Source organism: Streptomyces sp. NPDC045678, assembly GCF_056432085.1.
This window is the reverse complement of the sequence record NZ_JBWKJS010000002.1, coordinates 656,823-671,622: the sequence shown is the minus strand read 5'-3', so window position 1 is coordinate 671,622 and position 14,800 is coordinate 656,823. Positions and strand designations below refer to the sequence as shown.

The 14,800-nt window shown below is 71.1% G+C and carries 13 protein-coding genes; 5 read left to right on the top strand and 8 right to left on the bottom strand.

Annotated elements, in window-relative coordinates:
• Positions 1 to 23 precede the first annotated feature (23 nt).
• Entirely contained in the window at positions 24 to 1,685 is a 1,662-nt protein-coding gene (locus AC07DO_RS09460; protein WP_479058121.1) for an FAD-dependent oxidoreductase, read from the top strand.
• Positions 1,686 to 1,724: 39 nt separating this feature from the next.
• Here the strand turns inward: AC07DO_RS09460 and AC07DO_RS09455 are convergent, their stop codons facing one another.
• The 7 genes from AC07DO_RS09455 to AC07DO_RS09425 all read right to left on the bottom strand — a co-directional run bounded on the left by AC07DO_RS09455 (position 1,725) and on the right by AC07DO_RS09425 (position 8,760).
• Positions 1,725 to 2,453 (bottom strand): hypothetical protein, encoded by a 729-nt coding sequence (locus AC07DO_RS09455; RefSeq protein ID WP_479058119.1) that lies wholly within the window; start codon positions 2,451 to 2,453, stop codon positions 1,725 to 1,727.
• 295 nt (positions 2,454 to 2,748) lie between these two features.
• Positions 2,749 to 4,128 (bottom strand): aminopeptidase P family protein, encoded by a 1,380-nt coding sequence (locus AC07DO_RS09450; RefSeq protein ID WP_479058576.1) that lies wholly within the window; start codon positions 4,126 to 4,128, stop codon positions 2,749 to 2,751.
• A 164-nt stretch (positions 4,129 to 4,292) separates the two neighbouring features.
• Positions 4,293 to 4,805 (bottom strand): glycine-rich domain-containing protein, encoded by a 513-nt coding sequence (locus tag AC07DO_RS09445; protein ID WP_479058117.1) that lies wholly within the window; start codon positions 4,803 to 4,805, stop codon positions 4,293 to 4,295.
• 32 nt (positions 4,806 to 4,837) lie between these two features.
• Positions 4,838 to 6,058 carry a phenylacetate--CoA ligase family protein gene (locus AC07DO_RS09440; protein ID WP_479058116.1) on the bottom strand — a complete coding sequence of 407 codons (1,221 nt, stop codon included), beginning with the start codon at positions 6,056 to 6,058 and terminating at the stop codon, positions 4,838 to 4,840.
• A gap of 168 nt (positions 6,059 to 6,226) precedes the next feature.
• Positions 6,227 to 6,400: a hypothetical protein gene (locus tag AC07DO_RS09435; RefSeq protein ID WP_268775972.1), complete on the bottom strand. Its 174-nt coding sequence runs from the start codon at positions 6,398 to 6,400 to the stop codon at positions 6,227 to 6,229.
• Positions 6,401 to 6,520: 120 nt separating this feature from the next.
• Positions 6,521 to 8,065: a SulP family inorganic anion transporter gene (locus tag AC07DO_RS09430; RefSeq protein ID WP_479058114.1), complete on the bottom strand. Its 1,545-nt coding sequence runs from the start codon at positions 8,063 to 8,065 to the stop codon at positions 6,521 to 6,523.
• A gap of 53 nt (positions 8,066 to 8,118) precedes the next feature.
• The gene (locus tag AC07DO_RS09425; RefSeq protein WP_479058112.1) at positions 8,119 to 8,760 is read right to left on the bottom strand and encodes a carbonic anhydrase; all 642 of its coding nucleotides are present in this window, start codon (positions 8,758 to 8,760) and stop codon (positions 8,119 to 8,121) included.
• 423 nt (positions 8,761 to 9,183) lie between these two features.
• Between AC07DO_RS09425 and AC07DO_RS09420 the strand changes: the two genes are divergently transcribed.
• The 3 genes from AC07DO_RS09420 to AC07DO_RS09410 are packed head-to-tail and all read left to right on the top strand — an operon-like array spanning position 9,184 to position 11,437.
• Entirely contained in the window at positions 9,184 to 9,732 is a 549-nt protein-coding gene (locus AC07DO_RS09420) for an AAA family ATPase (RefSeq protein ID WP_479058110.1), read from the top strand.
• Between the two features lie 11 nt (positions 9,733 to 9,743).
• Entirely contained in the window at positions 9,744 to 10,943 is a 1,200-nt protein-coding gene (locus tag AC07DO_RS09415; RefSeq protein ID WP_479058109.1) for a 4-hydroxybenzoate 3-monooxygenase, read from the top strand.
• Between the two features lie 56 nt (positions 10,944 to 10,999).
• On the top strand, positions 11,000 to 11,437 hold the full coding sequence (locus AC07DO_RS09410) for a DUF4190 domain-containing protein (protein ID WP_479058107.1): 438 nt from the start codon (positions 11,000 to 11,002) through the stop codon (positions 11,435 to 11,437).
• Positions 11,438 to 11,508: 71 nt separating this feature from the next.
• On the opposite strand, the gene AC07DO_RS09405 is transcribed toward AC07DO_RS09410, so the two are convergent.
• Positions 11,509 to 13,284 carry a coagulation factor 5/8 type domain-containing protein gene (locus AC07DO_RS09405; protein ID WP_479058105.1) on the bottom strand — a complete coding sequence of 592 codons (1,776 nt, stop codon included), beginning with the start codon at positions 13,282 to 13,284 and terminating at the stop codon, positions 11,509 to 11,511.
• A 394-nt stretch (positions 13,285 to 13,678) separates the two neighbouring features.
• On the opposite strand from AC07DO_RS09405, the gene AC07DO_RS09400 reads away from it, so the two are divergent.
• Positions 13,679 to 14,755: a DUF1996 domain-containing protein gene (locus AC07DO_RS09400; protein ID WP_479058103.1), complete on the top strand. Its 1,077-nt coding sequence runs from the start codon at positions 13,679 to 13,681 to the stop codon at positions 14,753 to 14,755.
• The last annotated feature ends 45 nt before the right edge of the window (positions 14,756 to 14,800 follow it).

Sequence of the window (14,800 nt, the reverse complement as noted above, 5' to 3'; positions counted from 1 at the left end):
CGACCCGAGCTGAGCCGACGAACATGACCTACGCCATCACCCAGACCTGCTGCAACGACGCCACCTGCGTCGCCGTGTGCCCGGTCAACTGCATCCACCCCACGCCACAGGAGCGGGCGTTCGGCAGCACGGAGATGCTGCACATCGACCCGAGGACGTGCATCTCCTGCGGCGCCTGCGCCGACGCGTGCCCCGTCGACGCGATCTTCCCGGTGGACACCCTGCCGGTCGCGCAGAAGGAGTACGCCGCGATCAACGCGGCCTACTACGAGGACGCGACGGCGGACGACGCACCCGAGCCGGACCCGGAAGGACCCAACTTCCACGCCTGGGGCGAGCCGTCCTTCCCCCGCGTCCTGCCCGCGGACTTCGCGCCGCTGAAGGTCGCCGTCGTCGGCACGGGCCCCGCCGGGATGTACGCCGTGCAGGACCTGCTGCTCCACACCAGCGCCGAGGTCACCCTCATCGACCGGCTGCCGGTCGCCGGCGGACTCGTGCGCTACGGCGTCGCGCCCGACCACCCCGCGACCAAGAAGGTCGGCGAGACCTTCGCCCGCTTCCACGCGCACCCGCGGGTCCGGATGCACCTCGGCCTCGACGTGGGCACCGACGTCACCCCGGAGGAGATCGCGGCCCACCACGACGCGGTCGTCTACGCCGTGGGCGCCTCGGCCGACCGGCGCCTGTCGATCCCCGGCGAGGAACTGCCCGGCAGCATCTCCGCGACCTCGTTCGTCGCCTGGTACAACGCCCACCCGGACGCGAAACCGGACGGCATCGACCTGTCGGCGGAGCGCGCCGTCGTCGTCGGCAACGGCAACGTGGCCCTGGACGTCGCCCGGATCCTGCTCGCCGACCCCGACACCCTCGCCCGCACCGACATCGCCGACCACGCGCTGCGCGCCCTGCGGGACAGCAAGGTCCGTGAGGTCGTCCTGCTCGCCCGGCGCGGGCCCGAGCACGCCGCGTACACCAGGTCCGAACTCCTGGCCCTGAAGCACCTGCAGGGCGTGGAGCTGGTCGTCGACGACCACGATCCGCGCGTCGCGGACGCCATCGACGCCGCGGGCGCGCAGGACAAGGCGGCGGTCCTGCGGGGCGTCACCCGTGCGCGGCCGGACCGGGCACGGCAGCCGGAGCCCGGCCGCAGGATCGTGCTGCGCTTCCACTGCGAACCCGTCGAACTCCTCGGCACCGAACGGGTCGACGCGGTGCGCGTGGCGACGGCCGCGGGGGAGGAGACGATCCCGGCGGGTCTGCTCCTGCGCGCCATCGGCTACCGCGGCACGCCCGTCGCCGGACTGCCCTTCGACGAGACCGGCGGCACCGTGCCCCACGAGGGCGGCCGGGTCGAGGGCCGGCCGGGCACCTACGTGGTGGGCTGGATCAAGCGCGGCCCCAGCGGCGGCATCGGCGCCAACCGCACCTGCGCCGCCGAAACGGTCTCCACCCTCCTCGCCGACGCGGTCGCGGGTGCGCTGCCCGCCCCTCGCCACGCCACGAAGGCATTCCACCGGCTGGCGCGCCGCCGCAACCGCCAGGTGGTCGACGCGCGCGGGCTGGCCGCCATCGAACGGGCGGAGGTGACCCGGGGCGCGAGCACGGGCCGCCCGCGCGTCAAGATCGCCACGGTCGCCGAACTGGTCTCCACGGCACGGTCGGGCCGTACGGGCCTGCTGCGCTGACCGGCACGCCAGGACCGCGCAGAGTGCGGAGACCGACCCTCAGTCCACCGACGACGTCTCGTCGACCTCGTACGCCTCGAGACCCGGGGCCGCGAGGATCTCGGCGACGCATCGCGCGGAGCCGCCGACGTACGTGCTGACGAGGCCGACGTCGCCGCCCACGCACCACGCACGGTCCTCGGGCCACCACAGGTCGGGGAGTTCGGGCACCCCGTCGAGGGAGCCGGGCGCGGGCGAGTCGGCGTCGTCGAGGGAGCCGGAGAGCAGGATCTCCTCGCGGCCCGGCGTGCTGAAGGCGGGCACGTCGTCCCAGTCGATGTGCCCGTATCCGGCCCACAGCCCGTACCAACAGCGCTCGGGCGTCCCGGTGTGCCGGGCCAGGACGGGAATCAGGGTGCGGGCCACATCACCCGGCGTCGGCCCTTCGTGTGGGTGCTCGTCCCAGACGCCCGGGACGGCCGGGGTGTCGTCGTTGCGGTAGAGGAGGCGGTCCTTGGCGCGGATCAGTTCGTGCCAGCGTGTCGCCGCACCGACCGTCGCGCCGTACGAGGCGGCGGCCCGGTCCCACCGCACCGGTGCGGTGCCGAGCCGCGCGGGGTGCAGGATGCGCGCGTACGCCTCGAACCCGGGGGCGCACACGGCGGCGACCGTCCCGAACCCGTCCGCGCCCGACGGGCGTTGCTCCAGCCAGTGGGCGGGGGACAGGTCGTGGCGCTGGACGCGGAGGCGGCCGTAGACGTGCGGGGGCGGAAGACGGTCGACGAACATGGCCCCAGTGTCGCCCGCCGTGCGAAGGGGAGCGGATGCGGGGTGCGCGTACGCGGAAGGCCCCGGTCTCCGTGAGGGAGACCGGGGCCTTCTTTCGCGAGCGCTGGGCAGGCCTTGCACCTGCATCTCCCCACAGGAAGTGGGGCGCCTTTCCTTGGACCACCAACGCGCGGGCCCTGCGCCGTCGTTCCGGCGTCGAGCACATGATCGACTGTACCCCATGGAGCGGCCGGGAGAGAAATGCGCGGTTGCCACCGTAGGGCGCCCTTTCGTCGTACACCTGACCGCCCGGCGCTCAGGCGTGGGCGTCGAGCAGTGTGCCCATCCACTCCTCGACGCCCGCGACCGTGCGCGGCAGCGCGCCCGACATGAGACGGGCGCCTTCCGCGGTGACGACCAGGTCGTCCTCGATCCGGACGCCGATGCCGCGCAGCTCGGCGGGGAGCGTCTCGTCGTCGGGCTGGAGGTAGAGGCCTGGCTCCACGGTGAGGACCTGACCCTCCTCCAGGACGCCGTCCAAATAGGTCCCCGCACGCGCCTTGGCGCAGTCGTGCACGTCGAGCCCGAGCATGTGGCCGCTGCCGCACAGGGTGTAGCGGCGGTGCAGGTCGCCCCGCGCGTCCTTCAGCACGCCCCACTCGACGAGCCCCTCCGAGATGACCCGCATGGCCGCCCGGTGGAAGTCGCGGAACCGTGCACCGGGACGCAGCGCCGCCATGCCCGCGTCCTGGGCGGCGAGCACCAGCTCGTACACCTGGCGCTGGACGGGGGAGAAGCGGCCGGAGAGCGGCAGGGTGCGGGTGATGTCGGCGGTGTAGAGGGTGTCCGTCTCGACGCCCGCGTCGAGCAACAGGAGGTCGTCGCTGTCGAGGCGCCCGTCGTTGCGTATCCAGTGGAGCACGCAGGCGTGGGCTCCGGAGGCCGCGATGGTCTCGTAGCCGGTGCCGTTGCCCTCGGCGCGGGCGCGCAGGCCGAACACCCCCTCGATCCAGCGCTCCCCGCGCGGATGCGCGAGCGCGCGCGGCAGCGCACGGACCACGTCCTCGAATCCGGCGGCGGTGTGGTCGACGGCCAGCTGGAGCTGCTCGACCTCCCAGGCGTCCTTGACGAGCCGCAACTCGGAGAGCGCGGCGGCCAGTTCGGGATCGGTCGTGGCGCTGCGCCCCGTCGGTGTCCCCAGGGAGTCCAGGTGGGCGCAGTGGATGCCGGTGAGCCGTTCCGCCTCGGTGAGGTCGGGGCGGCGGCCCACCCAGAACTCGCCGTAGCGCCGGTCCCGGTAGAACTCCTCGTCGCCGTCGACACGCGGTGAGCGCGGCCGCAGGTACAGCACCGCCTCGTGCGCGTGCGGTCCCGAAGGCTCCATGACCAGCACGCCGCCGGCCTGGTCCTCGCCGGTCAGGCCGGTCAGCCAGGCGTACGCGCTGTGCGGCCGGAAGCGGTGGTCGCAGTCGTTCGAACGGACCGTGAGCTCGCCCGCGGGCACGATCAGGCGCTCGCCGGGGAAGCGGGCGGACAGCCGCTCCCGGCGGGCCGGGGTGACGGCGTGCGCGGGGACCCGCGCGGAGTCGGGCAGGGCGGACGGGGCCCAGCCCTCCGCCATGAAGCGGGAGAGCTCGGCGGAGGCGGGCAGGTCGTGGCTACCGGTGTGGAGGGGGGAGGCGGCGGATTGCGGCATGCCGGATGCGGTCACGAGGGCTCCCTGGGGACGACGCACGGACGGAGGCGCGGAGACGCGGAGGCCGATCAGTGAAATGTCACATTACTATGGCGCGGGCCATGGGCAATCCGTCGCGCGGCATCAAATGCGGTGTCCCGACGCCCAGTTGGCGTGCGTGAAGGTCAGCCTTCCGAACTCTCCGCCAGCGCCGCGATCTCCGTCAGGGACAGCTCGAGCACCTCGTGGAGGAACCGCACGACCGTCCAGTGCGGCAGGGCGTCCTCGTCGAAGGGGCCGAACGCGGCGGTGTAGAGGGGAATCCACCGCAGCGCCTCCTCCGCCGCCGTCTCGCGCCCCGGCTCCTGCTGGTAGGTGTCGTACGACACGCTCCGGTGGTGGATGAAGTGGCCGCCGGGCAGCCGCTGTTCGCACAGTTCCCGGTACTCGCGGGTCTGCAGGATCAGGTAGTGCCAGATCTCGTCGATGTCCTGCTCGACGGGGAGGAAGAGGCCGGCGAGGCGGTCGGGGTGACGGGAGACCAGGTAGAGGTAGCGGAGGCACTCGCGGACCTGGTGGGTGACGTACGCGACGTCCGGCGCGTCGGGCTTGGCCGCGAAGTGCCGTACGACTTCGGCGTGCAGATCGGCGCCGAGGAGCTCCTCGGCGGTGGGGGCGTGCGTTACGGAAGTGTGCATGATGGCTCCGGTCCGGTGGGTCGACTTCGCTGTCACTGGGGCGCGGCCAGCCAGGCGTACTTGCCGGAGCGCCCGATCGGCACGTGGCCGCGGTGCTCCACGTGGCAGACGCGCCCCGTCAATGCCCGCACGTTTGACGCGAGTTCGGCGGTCTCCTCGGGTGCGAGCGGTTTCCCGTCGAACGTCGTGCACCACAGCTCGCACCGGCCGTCGCCGGTGAGGTGCAGCTGGTGCAGGAAGACGCGCGGCGAGACTGCGCCGACCCGGGCGTCGAGGTCGGCCTGGGCCACGGGGCCCTCGGGAGTGGCGAGCAGTTCCTTCTCGCGGCCGCAGAAGGAGACGATCCGCTCCGGGTCGGTGCTGCCGTCGGAGGTGCGGACGCAGTCACCGGAGCGGTAGCGGACAAGCGGCATGTACGGGTTGCGGACGCTGGTGACGATGAGGCTGTGGATGCCGCTGCCCGGCTCCACCGGGATCAGTTCCACGCTCATGTCGTGGAGGTAGGGGCGGTAGCGTCCTTCGCCCTCGCTGTAGAAGAGATAGCCCAGTTCCGTGCTGCCGAAGAGGTCGACGATGGGGCAGTCGAAGTGGGTGCGCAGATACGCGCGTACGTTCAGCGGTGTGTACTCGTACGCGTGGATGATCCCGGCCGGACGCGGGAAACGGTCCCACAGGTCCCACTCGGTAACCTTCCGGGCCAGGTGTGCCAGGTGGTAGCTCGAGCAGTCCAGGAGGTACGCCCCCGTGGGGTGCGCGGCGCTCACCTCGCGGATCTCGGCGAGCATCCGCTCCACCTCGTCCCGGCCCCAACCGTCAGGGTCCAGCCGCCTGTTGAGGTAGAGCGTCCGGTCGTCGAGCCAGCGTTCACCCGGTGTCGCGCCCGGCTTGCGGGCGTTGACGCGGGCGACGTGCTCGGTGGCGAGGACGGTGGTCAGCGAGATGCGCCGCGCTCCGGCGTGCCAGAGGGCGCCGAGCTCGGGGTGCTCGCTCCACAGGCGGTAGTAGGAGCGGAGCAGGAAGTACGGCGGCCGGATGAGCTGCATGCGGGCGTGGTTGGTCCCGGTGGACAGCACGAACTCGGCGTCGCCCGTCTCCAGGGCCCGTTCCAGTTCGGGGGTCATCCAGTTGGCGGGGAAGTCCCGGGCGATCTCCGGCTTCTCGAGGACGGGGAAGTCGCCGCGCTCGACGGACGCGCGGTACAGGGGGATGTCCCGGACCCGGTCCAGGACGTCGGCGCTCGGCAGGCGGTTCAAAGGGGCTCCGGTGCTCGGCGGGGTGGGGCCGGACGGGGTCGACGGCCGGACGGGATGCACGGGCGGGACGGGATGCACGGGCGGGGCGGGGTGGACGGCGGGGCGGGGCGGTGGCGACCGCGGCTCGTGCCGCCGTCGTCACCGCCACCGCCCGCCGCGTCGGCGCTCCTAGGAGATGCAGCCGGTCTTGCCGGTGGCGCTGATGCAGCCGCTCTTCGGCGTCGCGCTGATACAGCCCTCCTTCGCGCCCGCGCCCTGGGCCGAGTTGACCGCGACCCACTTCTGCCAGACGGACTCCTGCGTCATGCGCTTGATGAGCTGTTCCACGGTGAAAACCTCCATGGCTGATCGGCACTCCGTGCCGAGGGGTTGGGTGGGACACCGGGGGCCGGCCCCGACGTTCTGGGTCCGGCCCCCGGAGCAGGGGGGAAACGGTGAGCGGCGGACGGTGGGTGAGGGCCGTCAGGCCTTGGCTTCGGCCTTGGCCTCGGCTTCGGCCACCGGAAGCGTCTTCATCCGTACGGCTTCCGTGCCGCTGTCGTTGTGCCGCAGCGCCCAGTTCTCCAGCGTCGTGCGGCAGGCGTGGTCCAGGTGGCGCACGGCCGTCAGGTCCAGCTCGATGGGGCGGTCCTGAGGCATGGCCTCCAGGGTCTCCAGGATGCGGGGGAGCCGCAGGAACGTGGCGTTGCCGGTGAGCGTCACCACCATCCGTCCGTCGGTCAGCTCCCTTACGTCCAGGTGGACATGAGAGGTGTCCCAGGCGGACTTGGCCACGGCGAGCACCAGGCCGAGGATGACGCCCTCGAACATGTTGGTCACCACGATGGCGATCGCCGTGACGGCGAGGACGACGGCCTCGCCGCGATGGGTGCGGGCGAGCGGCACGATCTCCTTGACGGGAATCAGCTTGCAGCCCGCGTGCACCAGGACACCGGCGAGTGCCGCGAGGGGGATGATGCCGAGCGCGGCCGGCAGGAGCACCGCGAACAGCAGGAGCCACGCGCCGTGCAGGATCCGCGAGAGCGGGGTGCGGGCACCGGCCTGGACGTTGGCGGAGCTGCGTACGATCACCGCGGTCATCGGCAGGGCGCCGAGCACGCCGCACACCGTGTTGCCGACGCCCTGGGCGACGAGCTCCTTGTCGTAGTGCGTGCGGGGACCGTCGTGCATGCGGTCCACCGCGGCCGCGCTGAACAGCGACTCGGCCGACGCGATCAGTGTGAACGCGAGGACGGTGCCGAGCACCGCCACGCTGCCCAGCTCCGCGAGGTCGCCCAGGCCGGGCGGCTGGATGGCGTCGACCATGCCGCGCACCGACACGTTCGCCACGTCGAGGCCGAACCCGGCGGTCACGGCTGTGGCGAGGGCGACGGCGGCCAGCGGGGCGGGCACCACACGCGCGGCCGACGGCAGCTTCGGCCACAGCACGAGGACGGCGATCGTGCCGAGTCCGACGGCTGCCGCGGTCAGCGCCGTGGTGTCACCGACCGTGTCGGCGAGCAGCCCGGGCAGCCCGGTGATCTTGTCCATGCCGGAGAGCGGCTGCTTCGCCCCGGCCATGGTGTAGAGCTGGCCGAAGATCAGCACGAGGCCGATGCCGGCCAGCATGCCCTGGACGACGGAGACCGATATCGCGCGAAACCACCGGCCGCAGCGGAGCAGGCCGAGGGTGATCTGGAGCGCACCGGTCAGCAGCACGATCGCGCCGAGCATGCTCAGCCCGAACTCGCGCACGGCTTCGAAGACGAGCACGGTCAGCCCGGCGGCCGGGCCGCTCACCTGGAGGGCGCTGCCCGGCAGGCAGCCGACGACGAGGCCGCCGACGATGCCGGTGACCAGGCCGAGTTCGGCCGGAACGCCGGAGGCGACCGCCACGCCGACGCACAGCGGCAGGGCCACGAGGAAGACGACGAGCGAGGCGAGGATGTCCCGGCGCAGCACGCCCGGTTCGCGCAGGGCGCGGAAGGGCGAACGCAGGGGGGAGGGAGAAGGGGGAGTGGAGGACATGGGGGTAGGGGTCCTGTCGTGGGAGCGGGCCGGTCAGAGAGGAGCGGCGGTGCTCACAGCGGACTGAACGACGGTCGGCCGGTGTCCGACGGTCGATGGGTGCTGACGGTGCCCGTGTGCACTTCGTAGTACCAGGCGTGCAGCGTGAGGGAGTTGTCGGCGACGCGCTCGCGGACGCACGGGTACGCGCGCAACCTCTCCACCTGCGCCAGTACGTGGGTCTGGACGGCCTCCGCCACGTCGGGCGAGGTCGCGGCCAGTGAGCGCAGGGTGGCGTCGGGGCCGACGGAGTGGTCCAGCCAGTCGCGTACGGCCGGTACCGCCGACAGGTCCTCGCGGCGCACCAGCGCGCCGACGGCGCCGCAGTGGGAGTGTCCGCAGACGACGATGTCGCGGACGCCGAGCACGCACACCGCGTACTCGATGGTGGCGGCCTCGCTCATGGGGCCGTCGGCGCGGCCTTCCGTACCGGCCGCGGGGTAGGGCGGGACGACATTGCCCGCCGTACGGAGTTCGAAGAGCTCACCCGGCCGGGCCCCCGTGATCAGGGCCGGGACGACGCGCGAGTCGGAACAGGTGACGAACAGGGCTTCGGGTGACTGTCCGGCTTCGAGAGCCCGGAAGGCCGCTGCGTTGTGGGGGTCCGCCACGTGTGTCGCGGCGAACGAACGGGCGTTGTCGATCAGTGACTTCAAGGTGGCCTGCCTCCTGCGTCGCTCCGGCGGGGCCGGGACGCGGTGTGGTCGGGTCGATGGTGACGGCGGGGCGGCACTGGCCCGCCATGACGGTGGGCGGCTGTCGCCCTGGAGACAGCCTGGTCGGCCGTCGTGACCATCACTTTGCCATCGCATTACCGACTGATGACAGAGCAAAATCCTGCCAAAGATTGAGTAATTACCGCCCCTGAGCTGAGAATTGGTCCAGCAATCAACCGTTGGGTAAAGATCGCGGTGGAGAATGTGTGGGCGATGTGAAGCACTTTCGTTCACCGTGTGTTGCAGTCGCATCGAGGGAGGGAGGAGCGCAGTCGCACCGAAATGGGGTGAACGGTTCGTGTGCCACACATAGGCTGGCTGACGCTGTCGCACCGAGTCGTGAACGTCGGAGAGTGGGGAAGCATGCCGGACACCTCGTTCCAGGGGCAGATCGTCGATACGGAACCGGCGCCGCACGTGTTCCTCGTCGTCGGCATCCCGGGGTCGGGAAAGAGTTCCGTGTCGGACGGGCTCGCCCGCAGGTTCCCCCTCGGCGCGCACATCGAGGGCGACCACCTCCAGGAGCTGATCGTCTCGGGCAGCCACCTCCCCAAACCCGAGGAGGACCTCGAAGCCGACCGTCAACTGCTCCTGCGCGCACGCAACGCGGCGGTCCTCGCCCGCAGCTTCCACGCCGCCGGAGTCGTCCCGGTCATCGACGACGTGGTCGTCCGCCGCGCGCACCTGGAGTTCTACCGGGAGCACCTGAAGGACCTGCCGCTGCGCCTGATCGTCCTTGCCCCGTCCATCGACGTCGTCTCACGGCGGCTCACCGCGCGGGACAAGGTCCTCGCCGAGGACTGGTCGTTCCTGGACGACGCGATGCGCGCCGAACTCCGCGGCGAGGGCGGGTGGTTCGACAGCTCCGGGCTGACGCTGGACGAGACGGTCGACGCCATCCTGGCGATCTGAAGGGACGGGCCGTGCCCCGAGACCTCACGCGCACCACGGTCGGCATCGTCGGCGCGGGCCCGGCCGGCCTCATGCTCTCCCACCTTCTGGCCCGCGAGGGCATCGACTCCGTCGTGGTCGACCACCGCACCCGGGCACGGATAGAGGGCACAAGCCGGGCGGGCATCCTGGAGGCGGACAGCGTCCGGCTGCTGACCGACACCGGAGTCTCCGACCGCGTACTGCGCGACGGGCAGCGGCACGACGGCATCGAGCTGCGCTTCGAGGGCACCGGCCACCGCGTCGACTTCCAGGGACTCGTCGGGGAGAGCGTGTGGCTCTATCCGCAGACCGACGTGTTCACCGACCTCGCCGACGCCCGCGAGCGCGACGGCGCCGACCTGCGCTTCGGCATCACGGGCACCCGGGTCGTCGACCTGACGACGGAGCGGCCCGGCATCCTGTTCGACGGCGCCGACGGGCGGCCCGCCGAAGTGCGGTGCGACATCCTGGTCGGCGCCGACGGGGCGCACGGCGTGTGCAGGACCGCGGTCCCCGAAGCATCCCGTACGCACTACTTCCGCGCCTACCCGTTCGCCTGGTTCGGCATCCTCGTCGAGGCACCACCCAGCGCCGCCGAACTCGTCTACACGCACTCCGAGCGGGGCTTCGCCCTCATCAGCCAGCGCACCGACACCGTGCAGCGCATGTACTTCCAGTGCGACCCCGACGAGAATCCCGCGGACTGGTCCGAGGACCGGATCTGGACGGAACTCCAGGCCAGAGTGGCCGGACCGGACGGTTTCTCCCTCAAGGAGGGGCCCGTCACGGACCGCTCGGTCCTCGGGTTCCGCAGCCTGGTGTGCGACCCGATGCGGTACGGCAACATGCTCCTGGCCGGGGACGCCGCCCACACCGTCCCGCCCACCGGCGCCAAAGGGCTCAACCTCGCACTGGCCGACGTACGGGTGCTCGCCGAAGCGGTGGAGGCCGCGGTGCGAACGGGTGACCGCGCCGCCCTCGACACGTACGGGCCCCGGGCGCTGCGCCGCGTCTGGCGGGCCCAGCACTTCTCCTACTGGATGACGTCGATGCTGCACCGGCTGCCCGACGCCACCGACTTCGACACGCGCCGCCAGCTCGGCGAGCTGGCCGCCGTGGCCGGCTCCGCCGCCGGGTCCACGTACCTCGCCGAGGCCTACACGGGGTGCGGAGCCCCGTCCTCTCTGTGAGGATGACCGAAGGTCATGATCGTCGGCTGGGGTCCAGGAAAGGCGAGGTCAGCGCTATGGCGGCTTACGACGGCTCGCACCCGCAGGGATGGCAGCAACCGCAGCAGCCCCCGCCCGGAGCGGCGCCGGGCCGCGGCCTCGCCGTCGCGGCGCTCGTCCTCGGCATCCTCGCGTGCGTGCTGTTCTGGACGGTCGTGGGCGGCGTCCTGCTGGGGCTGCTCGCCGTGATCCTCGGCATCGTCGCCGCGGTGCGGGCGCGCCGTGGGAGGGCGGGCGGCCGGGGCATGGCCATCGCCGGAGCGGTCCTCGGACTGCTCGGACTGATCGCTTCCGCGCTCATCATCGCCCTGGGCGTGTCGATCCTGAACTCGGACTCGGCGCAAACCTTCAAGGAGTGCATGAAGGACGCCAACAGTCAGGACGACCGCCGCGACTGCGAGAAGAAGTTCAAGAAGGAATTCGAGAAGGATTGGGACCGGGAAGTCGGGAACTGATCGTTCCGCTGCCCCCCGGTCCCGGGCAACGCCACGTCCCGGATCACGGGTCACGGGTCACGTATGACGGCTCACGGGTAGGAGACCACCGTCGACGGCACCGTGGAGCTGCCCGACGTGGCGGAACCGGTGTCGTTGATGACGTGCTCGTACTGGCCCATGCCCCCGAGCGACACGACCAGCAGGTCGTGGAACCTGACGCCCGGCGTCCGCGGGGCGGCGAACCCGTGGTCCTGACGGATCGACGGATCCGACGTGTAGTTGCAGTAGCTGCCGAGGCCCCAGCCCTCGTGGGACGTCACCGAGCTCGCGACCTTGTACGCGGCGAAGCCCTTCACGTTCCCGTCCTGGACCGCCGCCTGGTTGGGCGCGTCGTACGCCTTCTCGTTCTGGAAGAAGATCGTGCGGCCCCGCTGTCCCGACCACTCCACGTCGTACTTGTTGAAGTGCTCCACGAACAGGCCGGTCGCCAGGACGTCGTCACCGCGGACGTGCACTCCGTAGTCCGCCCGGTTGGTCTCCCAGCCCACGCCCGCACCGTGGTCGGCGCGCCACACCCAGGTGTGGTCGATGATCGTGTGCCTGCTGTTGACCTCCATGCTGAGCGTGGCCTTGCCGGGTCCCGCGCCGCCGATCCTGATGAAGACGTCCTGGACGGTGATCGGGTTGGCGGAGTGGTCCCTGGCCGAACCCCGCGGCCCGACCTGGAGCAGCACGGGTGAGTTGACCGGACCGGCGTCGATGAGGAACCCGGCGAGCCGCACCCCGTCCACGTCGGCGACCTTCATCGCGGAGGCGCCGCCGTCGGGCACGAGCGTGGCGTAGCCGAGGCCGAGCACGACGGTATTGGCGCGGTTCACCTCGATGGCACGGTCGATGTGGTAGATGCCGGGCGTCAGGAGCAGGTGAAGGCCCTGGGCGAGTGCCTCGTTCATCGTGGCGGCGCTGGTGCCGGGCTTGGCGACGTAGAACTGGCCGAGCGGCAGCGACGTACCGCGAGGAGTCCCGTTCCCCCACGTCGTGCCGCGCGCGTTGGTCCGCTTCTCCGGCAGGAACACCCGGTAGTCCGCGCCGTCCAGGTACAGGAAGGGCTTCTCGCGCGAGATCGGCGTGGTGTCGAGTGTGGTGTACGGGGGGTTCGGGAAGCTCTGGCCCGGCGCGCCCTGGACTCCGGAGAACACCATGTTCCACACGGCGTTGACCCAGCCGCCCACGGAGCTGTCGCGGGTGTACCACTGCTGCTGCGAGTACGGGCCGACACTGCCGTCGATCCTGCTGTCGGCGATGTAGCCGCCGCTGGCCCAGCCGTATCCGTTGGGCGCGAGGTTGAGCCCGCCTCTGATGTGCATGCGGCGGAAGGGGGCCGCCTGCGCCACGGCCCACCGATTGGTGCCGTTGACCGGGGTGAGCGCGAGATTCTCCGCGGAGCGCCAGAAGTTTTGCGTGGCGTTGCCGTTGAACCAGCCGGCGTCGACCGTCACGTCACCGTTGATCGATGTGTCGTCGGGGGACAGGCCGAGCCCCGCTATCGAGGTGTAGAAGCCGAGTTGGGCGTTGAGGCCGTTGTACGTGCCCGGCTTGAACAGGAGCGCGTAGCGCCCGGTGCCGAACTGGGCGCTCTCCTGCTGCTTGAAGATCTGGTCCAGCTTGGCCTGGATGCCCGAGGTGGAGGGCGAGAAGACGATCACGTTGGGCCCGAGGTCGCCGCCGCCCGGCAGACGAGCGGCCCGGGTCCGTGTCGCGGCGGGCGAGGCGGTCGCGGGCGGGGCGGTGGCGGCGAGTCCCGCGGTGGCGGCCGAAGCGGCGATGGCGCCCAGAACCGTGCGGCGTGTGGGGGTGGTTGGCATGGGGCTCTCCTGTTTCAGGAAGTGAACGATCGGGAGCCGGGGGAGCGCTCTCTTGACCGGGAATAGTTCATCCGCGTGAGGGGCGCGTCAAGAGGTCGCACGGTAGTTGCTGGTGTTGTCTCTGATTGGACATCAAGAAATGCCTGTACAGAGCCAGTTAGCGCAAGGCGGGCAGGCGGATGGGTCCTCGCGCGGGAGCAGGAGTGCCGTGATGCGGGGGTGGCTCGGAAGCGTTCACTTTCTATTGACACGCTCACACCGGGACCGCAACACTCCGGAACGGGAGAGCGCTCTCGCAACGCCACTCCCGACGAACTGACCCATCCATCCGAACTGCGCGAACTGACTGATCCGACCCATCCAACCGATCCGGCTGACTCGGCAGGAGGTCTCCATGGCGCGGAGATCGAAGATCATCTCAGGGTTACTGATATCCGGCGCGCTCCTGGTGACCTCGCTGGGCGTGAGCGGCATGGCGGCGGGCGCCGACTCCGCCCCCGACTCCGCCCCCGCGCACCACCAGGGGCACACGATGGCGGCGTCCACCGTCGCCGCCGCCGAGGACCGGGACGGCGACGGCACCATCCCGGCGAAGTCGCAGGTCACCGGCGCGAAGCCGTCGGTGAAGGGGCCGCCCCACCGCTATTTCCACGAGTTCCAGGCCAACTGCTCGGTGGCGCACACCAGGCCGGACGACCCGATCGTCTACCCGGGCCGGCCGGGCAAGTCCCACGACCACACCTTCATGGGCAACACGACGACGGACGCGCACAGCACCACGGACTCCCTGAAGCGCGGGAACACCGCGTGCAAGGCGCCCGGCGACAAGTCGGCGTACTGGATGCCCACCCTCCTGAAGGCCGGGCAGCCGGTCCTTCCGGTGGGACCGCAGGTCATCTACTACAAGGCGGGCGTCACCGACTACACCAGCGTGCGCCCGTTCCCGGAAGGCCTGCGCTACGTCGTCGGCAGCCCGATGCAGAGCGCCGAGGAGTTCCGCCGCCACCCCGGCTTCGTCGAGGGCTGGGAGTGCGGTGAGAGCTACTTCAACGTCGACATCCCCAAGAACTGCCCGACGTCGGCGGACACGCAGCTCAACATCCGTTTCCAGGCGCCGAGTTGCTGGGACGGCAAGAACCTCGACACGCCGGACCACCAGAGCCACATGTCGTACCCGAAGGTGAAGGAGGGGACGAACGACAACATCTGTCCGGCGTCCCACCCGGTGGCGGTGCCGATGATCGAGTTCAAGATGGCGTTCCCCGTCAACGGCGACCTCTCGCAGGTGAAACTGGCGAGCGGCGCGGGCCACTCGTTCCACTACGACTTCTTCAACGCCTGGGACCCCGCGACGCTCAAGGCCCTGGTCGACCACTGTGTCGTCGGCGGGCTGCAGTGCAACGCCCGCGGGTACGACGAGACGCACCCCGAGGCGGGCGCGGCACTCGACGAGAACTACGAACTGCCCTGAGCCCCGCCGCCCCACGCTCCAGGCCCGGCGCCTCAGGCCCCACGC